At 72.5% G+C, this 11,982-nt stretch carries 12 protein-coding genes; 7 read left to right on the forward strand and 5 right to left on the reverse strand.

All coding sequences use genetic code 11. The annotated features are described in order from the left end of the window. The first annotated feature begins 14 nt into the window (after positions 1–14). Together OHA55_RS06775 and OHA55_RS06780 are read left to right on the forward strand one after the other, a co-directional pair. Positions 15–1,145 carry a sensor histidine kinase gene (locus OHA55_RS06775; protein WP_266710452.1) on the forward strand — a complete coding sequence of 377 codons (1,131 nt, stop codon included), beginning with the start codon at positions 15–17 and terminating at the stop codon, positions 1,143–1,145. A 110-nt stretch (positions 1,146–1,255) separates the two neighbouring features. Further along, the gene (locus tag OHA55_RS06780; protein WP_266710453.1) at positions 1,256–1,888 is read left to right on the forward strand and encodes a response regulator transcription factor; all 633 of its coding nucleotides are present in this window, start codon (positions 1,256–1,258) and stop codon (positions 1,886–1,888) included. Between the two features lies 1 nt (position 1,889). On the opposite strand, the gene OHA55_RS06785 is transcribed toward OHA55_RS06780, so the two are convergent. After that, positions 1,890–3,386, reverse strand: coding sequence for a DHA2 family efflux MFS transporter permease subunit (locus OHA55_RS06785; RefSeq protein WP_266703752.1), 1,497 nt, complete (start codon positions 3,384–3,386; stop codon positions 1,890–1,892). Between the two features lie 373 nt (positions 3,387–3,759). Here OHA55_RS06785 and OHA55_RS06790 point away from each other — a divergent pair, with 373 nt between their 5' ends. The 4 genes from OHA55_RS06790 to OHA55_RS06805 all read left to right on the forward strand — a co-directional run bounded on the left by OHA55_RS06790 (position 3,760) and on the right by OHA55_RS06805 (position 8,510). Continuing rightward, positions 3,760–5,676 (forward strand): MFS transporter, encoded by a 1,917-nt coding sequence (locus tag OHA55_RS06790; RefSeq protein ID WP_266703754.1) that lies wholly within the window; start codon positions 3,760–3,762, stop codon positions 5,674–5,676. Between the two features lie 203 nt (positions 5,677–5,879). Beyond that, positions 5,880–6,467 carry a class I SAM-dependent methyltransferase gene (locus OHA55_RS06795; RefSeq protein ID WP_266710454.1) on the forward strand — a complete coding sequence of 196 codons (588 nt, stop codon included), beginning with the start codon at positions 5,880–5,882 and terminating at the stop codon, positions 6,465–6,467. A gap of 71 nt (positions 6,468–6,538) precedes the next feature. Further along, positions 6,539–7,480 (forward strand): N-acetylmuramoyl-L-alanine amidase, encoded by a 942-nt coding sequence (locus OHA55_RS06800; protein WP_266703756.1) that lies wholly within the window; start codon positions 6,539–6,541, stop codon positions 7,478–7,480. Between the two features lie 202 nt (positions 7,481–7,682). Next, a complete protein-coding gene (locus tag OHA55_RS06805) occupies positions 7,683–8,510 on the forward strand; it encodes a DUF5336 domain-containing protein (protein WP_266703758.1) in 828 nt (275 codons plus the stop codon). Between the two features lie 95 nt (positions 8,511–8,605). On the opposite strand, the gene OHA55_RS06810 is transcribed toward OHA55_RS06805, so the two are convergent. From OHA55_RS06810 to OHA55_RS06825, 4 genes are all read right to left on the reverse strand, one after another. Further along, the gene (locus tag OHA55_RS06810; protein ID WP_266703760.1) at positions 8,606–9,430 is read right to left on the reverse strand and encodes a maleylpyruvate isomerase family mycothiol-dependent enzyme; all 825 of its coding nucleotides are present in this window, start codon (positions 9,428–9,430) and stop codon (positions 8,606–8,608) included. A 95-nt stretch (positions 9,431–9,525) separates the two neighbouring features. Continuing rightward, on the reverse strand, positions 9,526–10,179 hold the full coding sequence (locus tag OHA55_RS06815) for a TOPRIM nucleotidyl transferase/hydrolase domain-containing protein (protein ID WP_266703762.1): 654 nt from the start codon (positions 10,177–10,179) through the stop codon (positions 9,526–9,528). A 257-nt stretch (positions 10,180–10,436) separates the two neighbouring features. Beyond that, positions 10,437–10,661 carry a hypothetical protein gene (locus OHA55_RS06820; RefSeq protein WP_266703764.1) on the reverse strand — a complete coding sequence of 75 codons (225 nt, stop codon included), beginning with the start codon at positions 10,659–10,661 and terminating at the stop codon, positions 10,437–10,439. A 199-nt stretch (positions 10,662–10,860) separates the two neighbouring features. Beyond that, positions 10,861–11,424, reverse strand: coding sequence for a hypothetical protein (locus tag OHA55_RS06825; RefSeq protein WP_266703765.1), 564 nt, complete (start codon positions 11,422–11,424; stop codon positions 10,861–10,863). A gap of 173 nt (positions 11,425–11,597) precedes the next feature. Between OHA55_RS06825 and OHA55_RS06830 the strand changes: the two genes are divergently transcribed. After that, positions 11,598–11,891, forward strand: coding sequence for a hypothetical protein (locus tag OHA55_RS06830; RefSeq protein WP_266703766.1), 294 nt, complete (start codon positions 11,598–11,600; stop codon positions 11,889–11,891). Positions 11,892–11,982 lie beyond the last annotated feature (91 nt).

Consider the following 11,982-nt stretch of genomic DNA (forward strand, 5'->3'; position numbering starts at 1 on the left):
GTCCGTACGCACTGATGCCCTGGCTGCTGCTCGGGCTCGGCGCATTCTCCAACCTCTGGAAGGGCGAGACCCCGAATCCGTGGGTGGGTGCGCTGGGTGTTCTGCTGTTCAACTCCCTCTACATCCAGGTGGTGTTCCGGAGTTTCGTCCCTGCCCGGCGGCGGACTCCCCTCTCGTACGGGCTGCTCGGCGCGATGGGGGCGATCACCTTCGGGCTGGCGATCGGGTACGGCGGGAGCTGGCTGCTCTTCTTCCCGCTGCTCTCCCTGGCCTGCGGCACGATCCTGCGCGACCGGCAGCTGGCCTGCGCGCTCGTCGGCCTGTCCGCCTGCGGCGTGGCCGTCGCCGCCTGGCGGGGCGACCACGCGGCGGATCCGTGGACGATCGGTTACGGGACCTTCCTGTCCGGCGCGGTGACGGCGGCGATCCTCGCCCTCTCCGAAGCCGTACGGGAACTGCGTTCCACACAGGCCGAGTTGGCGCGGGGCGCGGTGGAGCGGGAGCGGCTCCGGTTCTCCCGGGACCTGCACGATCTGCTGGGGCACACCCTGTCGGTGATCGTGGTGAAGTCGGAAGCGGCCCGCAGGCTGGCTCCTCGGGACCTGGACGCGGCTCTGGGGCAGATCGCGGACATCGAGTCGGTCGGCAGACAGGCGCTCACCGAGGTACGGGAAGCGGTGACGGGATACCGCGAGGGCAGCCTCACCGGTGAACTGGACCGCGCCGTATCGGCGTTGACCGCTGTGGGGATCGAGGGCACGGTGCACCGCACCGGGCCCCCGCTCACCCCGCGCGCCGAGGCGCTGCTGGGCTGGGTGGTGCGCGAGGCGGTGACCAACGTCGTACGCCACAGCGGCGCGACCCACTGCGTGTTCGCCGTCGCGTCCGGGACCGAGCGGGTGCTGCTGACGGTCACCGACGACGGCCCCGGCGACGGCGCCGGGCCCGGCCGGGACCCCGGACAGGCCGTCGAGAAGCCCCCGTACGCGTACGGGGGTACGGGCCTGGTGGGGCTCTCCGAGCGGCTGGCCCTCGCGGGCGGCTCGCTGCGGGCCGGCCCGGGACCGGACGGCGGCTTCGTCGTACGGGCGGAGCTGCCGGGAGAACCGGGCGAGGAAGGGGGGGACGGGGAGCCGGGTGCATAGGGGAACGGGGCGGCGGACCGTACCGGACGGAGGGCGCGGGCCCCGGAACGGCCACGACGGCCACGGTGCCGCGCCCGGCCGCCCGTCATACCCTCGTCCCCGTGACCGAGATGCCGCAGGACCACCGCCCCACCCGCTCCGTGCGCGTTCTGCTCGCCGAGGACCAGGGCATGATGCGGGGCGCGCTCGCCCTGCTGCTGGGGATGGAGCCGGATTTCGAGGTGGTCGCCCAGGTCGGCTCCGGGGACGAGATCGTGCCCGCGGCGCTCACCTCCCGGCCGGACGTGGCGCTGCTCGACATCGAACTCCCGGTGCGCAGTGGTCTGGACGCCGCCGCCGATCTGCGGGAACAGGTGCCGGAGTGCCGGGTGCTGATCCTGACGACGTTCGGCCGGCCCGGGTATCTGCGGCGCGCGATGGAGGCGGGCGCCTCGGGTTTCCTGGTCAAGGACGGCCCGGTGGAGGAGCTGGCCGGGGCGATCCGCCGGGTGCTGGGCGGGGAGACCGTGGTCGATCCGGCCCTCGCGGCGGCCGCGCTCGGGGCGGGGCCGAGTCCGCTGACGGCCCGGGAGCGGGACGCGCTGAACGCGGCTTCCGACGGGGCGACCGTCGCGGACATCGCGCGCCGGCTGCACCTGTCGGAGTCGACGGTGCGCAACTACCTCTCCTCCGCGATCGGCAAGACCGGCACCCGCAACCGCACCGAGGCGGCCCGGGCGGCCCGTCAGCAGGGCTGGCTCTGAGTCATCCCCGCGGCGCTTTCGCATCCTGCGCCGCTTTCGCGCCCGGCAGCCAGAGGAGCACCAGCAGGGCCGCCGCCAGCAGCACCCCGGAGGCGGTACGGAAGGCGAGGGCGTAACCGGCGGTGAGGTCCGCCGGGGTGGCCGAGTCGCCGGTGCGGGCGGCGGCGACGGTGGAGAGGACGGCGAGTCCGAGCGCCCCGCCCATCGTGCGGGAGGTGTTGACCAGGCCGGAGACGAGTCCGGCGTCCCCCGGCGCGGCGCCGGAGGTGGCGAGGGAGGCGAGCGGGGTGGAGACGAAGCCCATACCGAAGGCCATCAGGATGCCGGGGAGCAGGATGCCGGCCGCGTAGTGGCTGTCGGCGCCCATGGTGGACTGCCAGCCGAAGCCCGCGACCGTGAGCAGGATGCCGGTGAGGGCCATCGGCTTCGCGCCGGTACGCGCCATGAAGCGCGGGGCGAGTTTCGAGCCGAGGACGATCGCGGCGGAGGTGGGCAGCAGGGCGAGTCCGGCTTCCAGCGGGGTGTAGCCGAGGACGTTCTGCGCGTACACGGTCATGAAGTACCACATCGAGAAGGTGGCCGAGCCGAGCAGCAGCATGGCGGCGTTGGCCGAGGCCACGGCCCGTACGCCGAGCACCCGCAGGGGCATCAGCGGGGCGGCCGTACGCGACTCGACCAGCACGAACACACCGAGCAGGGCCAGGCCGCCGGACAGCGGCACGAGCGTCGCGGGGTCCGTCCAGCCGGCCGCCTCGGTCTGCACGATGCCGTACGCCAGGACGGCGAGGCCCGCGGTGACGAGGACGGCGCCCGGCAGGTCGATCCGGCGCCGTTCACCGCCCCGGCCCTCGGCGAGCAGGAAGGCGGCACCGGCGAGGACCAGGGCGCCGACGGGGACGTTGATCAGGAGTACCCAGCGCCAGGAGAGCAGGTCCGTGAGGACCCCGCCGACCAGGCCGCCCGCCGCTCCGCCGCCCGCGCCGACCGCCATCCAGGTGCCTATCGCGCGGACGCGCGCGGGGCCTTCCGGGAGTGCGGCGGTGAGGAGCGTGAGGGTCGCCGGTGAGAGGACGGCGGCGCCGAGCCCCTGTCCGGCGCGGGCGGCAAGCAGCTGCCAGCCCTCCTGGGCGAGCCCGCCCGCGAGGGAGGCCGCGGTGAAGAGCCCGAGGCCGACGAGGAACATCCGCTTGCGGCCGAAGAGGTCGGCGGCCCGTCCGCCGAGCAGCATGAAGCCTGCGAAGGCGATCGAGTAGGCGTTGAGGACCCAGCTGAGCCCGGAGGCGCTCAGCCCCAGGTCGGTCCGCATCGACGGCAGCGCCACGTTGACGACCGACACGTCGAGCACGACGAGGAACTGACCGGTGCAGGCCGCCACCACCGCCGCCCAGGTGCGCGGTCTCAGCCGACGGGGAGCGGTGCGGGTGTCCGGGGTGCGGCCGCCGGAGGAGAGGCCGTCCGGGGAGGCGTCGTCCAGGGAAAGGTCTGTCATGTCCGCCATCGTCCCTGGCGCCGCACCGCCCGTACACGGCGCGGGGGAGGGAGCGGGGTCGGACCTTGGGCCTACGCCCCCGGAAGCGCCGGAGCCGCCGGAGCGGCCGGAGCCGCCGTCGGCAGCGGGCGGTACGGCGGTCAGCCCTTGGTGCCGCACCCGGCAACCGCTCGAACGATTTCGGCCTGCCGGAACATCCGCCCGGAACATCCGCGGGGAGCACTTCAGGGGGGACGCGGGTATCCAGCCATCAGCAACAGGCCAATAACGCAACTGAGTTCGAGCACCCTTATCCCGGGAATACACCCGCCCCCAGAAGCGTTCGGTATGCATGCACTTGGGGGGACCCTCCGGTGACCCATGCCGCCCGGAAGGCGAACGTATGCAACGGACGACGAACGAACAGATCACCGGGGGAAGCCCCGGTCCGCTTCAGGAGATCAAGGAACCCAGGGGAGCGCTCGTCCCCGTACTGGCCTTCGCGGGCATCACCGTCGCGGTGATGCAGACCCTGCTCGTACCCGTCATCAAGGACCTGCCCGCTCTTCTGCACACCGCCCAGTCGAACGCGACGTGGGTGATGACGGCGACCCTGCTCGCCGGTGCCGTGTCCACCCCGATCATGGGGCGGCTCGGCGATCTGTACGGCAAGCGGCGCCTGCTGATAGCCAGCCTCGCCGTGATGGTGATCGGCTCGCTCGTCTGCGGCTTCACCGACGACCTCGTCATCATGATCGTCGGACGGGCGCTCCAGGGATTCGCCATGGGCGCGATCCCGCTCGGCATCGGCATCATGCGCGACGAGCTGCCGCCGGAGAAGCTCGGTTCGTCGATGGCCCTGATGAGCTCCTCGATCGGGGTGGGCGGCGGGCTCGGTATGCCCGCCGCGGCGCTGGTCGCCCAGCACGCCGACTGGCACGCGCTCTTCTTCGGCTCGGCGGGCGTCGGTCTGGTGGCTCTGCTGCTGACGGTCTTCCTGGTGCCCGAGTCGCCGCTGCGCGCGCCCGGCACCTTCGACTACGCGGGCGCCTTCGGGCTCTCGCTCGGCCTGGTGGCCCTGCTGCTGCCGGTCACCAAGGGCAGCGAGTGGGGCTGGACCGCGCCGCTCACGCTCGGTCTGATCGCCGCCGGACTGCTGGTCCTGGTGGCCTGGGGCGTCTACGAGCTGCGGAACAAGGCACCGCTGGTGGACCTGCGGACCACGGTCCGGCGCGAGGTGCTGCTGACCAACCTGGTCTCGATCATGGTCGGCGTCTCCTTCTACGCCGTGTCGCTGGTGATCCCGCAGCTGCTCCAGCTGCCGACCTCCACCGGGTACGGCCTCGGCCAGTCCATGGTGGTCGCCGGCCTGTGCATGGCGCCGCTGGGGCTGACCATGATGCTGACCGCTCCGGTGTACGCGTGGATCGCCGCCCGGCGCGGCCCGAAGGTCTCCCTGATGATCGGCATGCTGGTCATCGGGGTCGGCTACGGGGCCGGGACCCTGCTGATGGACGCGGCCTGGCAGACCCTGGTGATCTCCACGGTGCTGGGCGCGGGCATCGGTCTGGCCTACTCCTCGCTGCCGGCGCTGATCGTCGGTGCGGTGGACGCCTCCGAGACCGGGGCCGCGACCGGCCTCAACACGCTGATGCGGTCGATCGGCACCTCGGTGTCCAGCGCCGTCATCGGCATGGTCCTGGCGAACACCTCCGTCCACCTGGGCGGGACGGCGGTTCCCTCGATGCACGGGTTCCGGCTGTCCTTCCTGATCGCGACCGGGGCCGTGCTGGCCGGTCTGGTACTGGCCGCGTTCCTGCCCTCGCAGCGCCCGTCCTCACGTCCGGTGCTGGTCGCCGACAGCGAAAGCGAGGCGATGCTGGCGGAGGCGGAGGCGCTGGTGGCGATCGACGCCGTGCTCCACGGCCAGGCGTCCGCGCCGTCCGCCGGCGGTTCCCGGATCGTCGCGGGCTCCGGCGGTTTCCACGGCCGGGTGCTGGACGCGGCGGGCGCGCCGGTGGCACGGGCGACCGTGACCCTGGTCGACCGGCAGGGCCGGCAGGCCGGTCTGGCCGTCGCCGACGACGCGGGGCGGTACGCGCTGGCCGCCGCCCCCGAGCCGGGCCATGTGCTGGTCGTGACCGCGGCCGGTTACGCGCCGCGTGCCCGGCCCGCCGTGTGCGCGACGAACGGGCGGCCGGTGGTGACCGATCTGGTCATGACCGCGACCACCCCGGAGCGCCGTACCGCCGCGGTCCCGCAGGCCGCCGACGCGGTCCGCGAGGCCCCGGAGGCGCTCGCGGACGGGCAGCACGCCTGATCCCTGGCGGTTCCCGCCGGAAGCACCCCCGCACGCCCCCGCCGGTCCGTCCGGCGGGGGCGTGCGGCACGATGGGGCCGCCGTCGACACACCCGTACCACCTGGAGGAACCCGTGTCCGCCGAGTCCGCCGCTCCCGTAGCCGATCCCGACGCCCGCCCCGCCGACGAGGTGCTGGCCTCCTTCGAGAAGGCCAAGGGGTTCATGCCGGTGCACGAGGGGCTGGCGCTGTACGCGGCGGCCGTCGACGCCGCACGGCTCGGGCTGCCGCTGCTGGAGGTCGGCAGCTACTGCGGGCGCTCCACCGTGCTGCTCGCCGGCGCGGCCCGTACCGCGGGACTGACGGCGCTCACCGTGGACCACCACCGGGGCAGCGAGGAGCAGCAGCCGGGGTGGGAGTACCACGACGCGTCCCTCGTCGACCCCGAGGTGGGCCGGATGGACACGCTGCCCACCTTCCGCCGGACCCTGCACGCGGCCGGTCTGGAGGACCACGTGGTGGCGCTGGTGGGGCGTTCCCCGCAGGTCGCGGCGGTCTGGGGCGGGCCGCTCGGGCTCGTCTTCATCGACGGCGGGCACACCGACGAGCACGCGAACGGCGACTACGAGGGCTGGGCGCCCCACCTCGCCGAGGGCGGGCTGCTGGTGATCCACGACGTGTTCCCCGATCCGGCGGACGGCGGGCAGGCCCCGTACCGGGTGCACCGACGGGCTCTCGCCTCGGGCGCGTTCACCGAGATCTCGGTGACCGACTCACTGCGCGTGCTGCGGCGTACGGGGCAGGGGATCTGAGGGCCTGTCGCGTGCACGGGCCCCGCGTGACCCGTACGACTGGCCCCGGGCCCGTCGGTAGCATCGCCCGCGTGCCGTACAACAGCGTTCCCCCCACATTGCCCGCCGCGTCCGCTCCGACCACCGCGCGTCCGGCTGTCCGCCGGGCGGTCCGTGCCGCGGGGCCGGCCACGCTCGCCGTCCTCTGCCTGTCCGTCCTCACCGGGTGCGGCGGTACCGAGGTGAAGGCGCAGCCGCGCGCGGGGGCTCCGGCGACGGGAACGTCCTCCGGGGCCCCGCTACCGTCCGGGGCCGCACGGTCCGACTCCCCGTCCGGGGCCGGCAAGAACGTGCCGAAGGGGCCGCTCGCGGGCCGGACGGTGGTGATCGACCCCGGCCACAACCCGCACAACCACGAGCACACCCGTGAGATCGCGCGGCAGGTGAACATCGGTACGGGCCACAAGGAGTGCGACACCACAGGGACGTCGACCAACGCCGGTTACGCGGAAGCCCGGTTCACCCTGGACGTGGCCCACCGGATGCGCGAACTGCTGGAGGCGCAGGGCGCGAAGGTGCTCCTCACCTACGACGACGACCGCGCGTACGGCCCGTGCGTGGACGAACGTGCCCGGATCGGCAACACGGCGAAGGCGGACGCCGTGGTGTCCGTCCACGCGGACGGTTCGGCCGTGGGCAACCGGGGGTTCCACGTGATCCTGCCCGCGCTCGTACGGGACGGGGCGGCGGACACCTCGAAGATCGTGGACCCCTCGCGCGATCTGGGCACCCGGATCGCGGGCAGGTTCGTGGCGGCCACCGGAAGCGCGCCGTCCAACTACATCGGCGGCGGTACGGGTTTGGACGTGCGCGACGACCTCGGCGGGCTCAACATGTCGACGGTTCCGAAGGTGTTCATCGAGTGCGGCAACATGCGCGATCCGAAGGACGCCGCCCTGCTGACGAGCGCGAGCTGGCGGCAGCGGGCGGCAGCGGGGATCAGCGACGGCATCGCCGTGTACCTGAAGGGGTAGTTCCGCCCCGGTACGGGGTAGCTCTGCGGTGATATCGGGGGGATGGCGGCCCGTCCCGCAAGCCGGGGGCCAACCCGCCCGGGCAGACGATAGATTCATCCGTACGATGGGGAGCCGCCCCGGGCTTCTCGGCGCGTCCGCGGGAGAGCCCCGGGCGCAGCGACGACCGTCCCCGACGAGACGACCGACTAAGGACCTTCACGTGAATATCCGCTCCCTCACTAGAGGCGACGGCGTGGTGATCGGAGCAGCGGTCGTGCTGTTCATCGCCTCCTTCCTCGACCTCTCCGGTTACGAGTGCCCCCGCGGCATCGACTGCTCGGGCTACGACAGCGCGAGCGCCTGGGATTCGCTCTCGCTCCTCATGAGCATCTTCCTGGCCGGTGTCATCGGAGCGGCGCTGCTGATCGTGAGCCGCTCGACGCCGGGCCGCAAGATCGTCGGTCTGGACCTCGGGCAGTTCGGCGTGGCCCTGACCGTCTTCGCGCTGTGGACCGCGTTCTGGACGACCATCGACGCCGGTGACGCCGGTGCCGGGCTGATCCTCGGCCTGCTGGCCACCCTGGTGCTCGCCGGTGCGGCGGTTGCCGGACCACTGGTTCCCGCGCTCAAGGCGCCGCTCTCGTCCGGCCCCCGGCCGGCTCCGGCCACCGCGTCTCCGTACGGCGCGCAGCCGCAGGGCCAGGGGTACGGCTACCCGGGCCAGCAGCAGCCCTTCGGCTCGCAGGGCGGCGCCCCGCAGCCCGGGCAGCCCCAGACGTTCGGTGCGCAGCCGGCCCCGCAGGCCGCCCAGGCGCCGCAGGCCCCGCAGTCCGGTGGTGCCCCGGCCGGCGACTTCACGCCGTTCTGGTTCGCGGTGCCGGTGCCGCGTCCGCTGTACGGCGAGGACGGCTCGTCCGGCCAGATCGCCGAACTGGCCCCGGGTACCTGGTACCTGGCGGTCGAGCAGCACGGCCAGACCCTGATCGCGCAGACGCAGGACGGCCGCCGCGGCGCCCTGCGGGACACCTCGGGCATCCAGCGCGGCTGATCCGCCCGCCCGTTCACCACGAAGGCCCCCGACCGCCGGAGTTCAGCGGTCGGGGGCCTTCGTGTTCCGTCAACGCGTTTTACTCGCGGCCTCGTTCACCCGAAGGACGAGCGCGCGAGCCAGAAGTCCAGCAGTGCCGCCTCGCCGAGCACCTCCAGGCCGTCGGCGCCGGGCGTGAGCCGCCGGTTCATGAGCAGCATCAGGTCGGTGAGCGTGCCCCGCACGGCCACGGTGGCCTTCGCGTGGGCGTGCCGCCAGGTGAAGCCGTCCTCGTGGAACTCGATGAGCCATTCGGCGCCGGGCCGGTCGGTGGCGTGCAGGTGCAGGGAGCGTCCGCCGCCGCGCAGTTCGGCGGCCTCGGGGTCGCCGTTGCGCTGGGCGTGGAGAACGATGGAGAGCCACTCGTCGATGGTGTCGGCGGCGACCTCGGGTTCCTGGGTGTAGGCGGCCCCGGTGGTGAGGGCCGCGTCGGCGAGGTGCACCACGGTCTCGTGGGTCATGCGACGGGCCCAGAAGGCTGCCCGGGGGTCGCCTCCCCAGCTCCAGACGGCAGCGTCCGGCCCGGCTTCCCGCAGCGCCGCCGCCGTCGCCGACGCGCCTTCGGCCAGCCACGCGTCGAGGGCGGCGCGGTGGTCGTCGCCGCTCCCCGCCCCGTCCGGAACCTCGGTGTCCGGGCCTTCGGCGCGCGGGCCTCCGCCGCCCGGGACCAGCTCGTCGGCGAGCTCCTCCGCCGCCCGCGTCCGTACCATTTCACCGGCCCACCGGTGGGCTCCTCCGACGTGCACCGCGAGATCGCGCAGAGTCCACTCGGGGCAGGTGGGGACCTTGGCCGCGAGGTCCGCGCCGTCGAGGACGGACCTCAACCGGTTCGTCTGGACGAGGAGTTCGTCGCAGTAGCGTTCGTACGCAAGAGCGGTCATCCCGGCATCCTAAGGCGTGGTTCGACAGTGGCGCCGTCCGCCCGGACGCCGCGACGGGCGGGACTCGGCCGACGCGGCACTGGGTGCCGGCCGGCTCAGACGCGCGCGAGAAGGTGTTCCAGCGGCCGCGGCACGCGGTCGTGGTCCAGGTGCGCGACGAGTGCCCGCGCGTAGAGGGCCTTGCGGCCGCTGTGCGTGCCCATGAAGCGGCGGAGTTGGTGCTCGACGGGCCGCTCGCGCTGGGCGGGCTGGCCCTGGAAGGTCTGGAAGGGGCGTGTCTCGCCCAGGAGTCCGATCACCTCGCGCACACCCTCGGCACCGAGCGCGCGGATCAGCTCGTCCTCCAGGTCGGCCGAGCACACCTGGAAGCCGAGCGCCTCCAGTCCGGTACGGGTGAGGCCGGACGCGGCGCCGACCCGTTCCAGGTGGCGCGTGAAGTGGCGTTCCTCGCCGATGTCGCAGAGACCGGCCAGGGCGAGGTCCAGCCCGGGCGGTCCGCACACGTCCAGGTAACGCCCGATGTTCGTCGCTCCTCCGAGCGGTACCACCACGACACCCTCGGCACCCAGATCGCGGCCGTCGCGCGCGGCGAGCGTTTCCAGCGCGATCAGATCGCTCGCGCCCTCGACGAGCACGACGGTCCGCACACCCCCGGCGAGCTCCCGCGCCACCCCCGCGGCCCCGACGGCCGACGCCCCGTCGGCGGCCCACTCGGCCACCGCTTCGCGGAACCGGTTCGTCTCGTCCACAGGACCTCTCTCTCCGCCGCCATCCTGGCACGGCCGAGATCACGGACGCATGCGGTTTTCGGGGCTGCCGTGTTCCGGTGCCGCCGCGGACCGTCGGGACCAAAAACTCCTGTCGACGTCACGGAAAACGACGCGTTACGGAGGCGGGGCTTATCGAAAGCCAAGGGTTGTCCCGCAGGCTGAAATCACCCCGGCTCAATGACGAGCCCGCCCTGCGCCACCCCGAAAATGCGATGTCACACTGCCGGTTCCGGATGTCACACCGCCGGTTCCGCTTTCTCGCGGGATCTCCATTCGTTCCGGAACATGAAGCCCCTCACCACGGCGATTCCGAGGAAGACAGCGGCGAGGGCGGCGGGCTGCCATTCGAAGGACTCGGCGAGCTTGCGGACGCAGGCACCGCAAAGAACGAGACAGATGACCATGGCCAGGGGCTCGCGAATGTAGAAGGGAAGGATACGGAGAATCAGCTTGATCAGCATCGGGTCAGTTGATCACTCACGCGCACGCGCACACAGTGACGGAAGCCACAATTCCGTCGGGGCGGACAGGATCGTGATGTTCGGTTCCGAAATATCGACCCGACCCGACCGGTTCTATGACCGCTTTTCCGGCGACCGACACCGCGCCGCCCCAGCCGGCCGAGGGATGTCCCGTCATCCGTCGCGCACCCACCGGGGATTACGGGACGGCTCTCAGTTGGGACACCGACGGGATCTGGTTCGTCACCTCGGCCCCGGCGCTCTTCCCGGCGTCCTTGACGCTGTCGATGACGCCTTCGAGGGTTCCGATGTCGGAGTCCCCCGCCTCGCCCTTGCGGAACTTCGCGGCCAGTTCCTTGAGGGATTCGATGCCCGCGGTGAGCGGCGCGACGGCCTGGGAGAGGAGCGGGTCGGCCTTGGCGTTGCCGGCCGCCGCCTTCAGGCGGTTGTACGCGAACCCGCCCGCGAGGCCCGCCTTGGCGACGGCGAGGGTCCGGCCGTCCGTGCCCTTCTTGAACTTGCCCGCGCGGTAGGGCTTCACGATCCACTGGTACGCGGCTCCGGCCGCGAGGCCCGCGTTGGCGACGAACCTGGTCTTGGCGAGCCGCTGCTTCTCGGCGGTCGCCGTGGGGGCGACGACCGACGCGTCGGAGGAGACCATCTGCTGGTCGTCGCCGCTGTCGCAGGCCGTGGTGGCGACGAGCAGGGCACAGGCGAGCAGCAGCGCCGCCGGCAGGCGGCGGAGCGGTACGGGACGGGGCACGGCGGGCCTTTCTGACCGGGCGGCTGGGCGGTCTCCGGCCCTGACCCGCCGGACGCCCTGCGAGTGCCGGGCGGACACCGGTACTCCCCGCCAGGCTCGCCCGGAGCACGGAAGGCCGCCACCGGGTTCGGCCGTCCGGGTTTCAGGCCGGAAACTGCGGCAATCCGGTGTGCATGTCCTACAGACGAGGCTCAGGAAGCAGTACCGCGGGACGCGCGATCGCCGTCATCGCGGACGTCATGGCCTTCATCATCATTCTGTGGATCCTGATGTACCTGTTCGACGCCAACAGGGGCAACGAACTGGTGCAGTTCGTCCAGGACTCCGCCCGATGGCTGGCCGGCTGGTCGTACGACCTGTTCACCTTCGACAAGGCGTGGGCGCGAGTGGTCGCCGGTTACGGACTGGCCGCCGCCGTCTACCTCTTCGTCGGGCACGCGGTGGCAGGCCGTCTCCGCCACAGCTGAACGACGACGCACGACCCGAACGACACACCATCCGAACGACGCACCATCCGAACGACGCACAACCCGAACGACGCACAACCCGAACGGCACA

The sequence above is a fragment of the Streptomyces sp. NBC_00102 genome, from assembly GCF_026343115.1.
Taxonomy (GTDB): Bacteria; Actinomycetota; Actinomycetes; order Streptomycetales; family Streptomycetaceae; genus Streptomyces.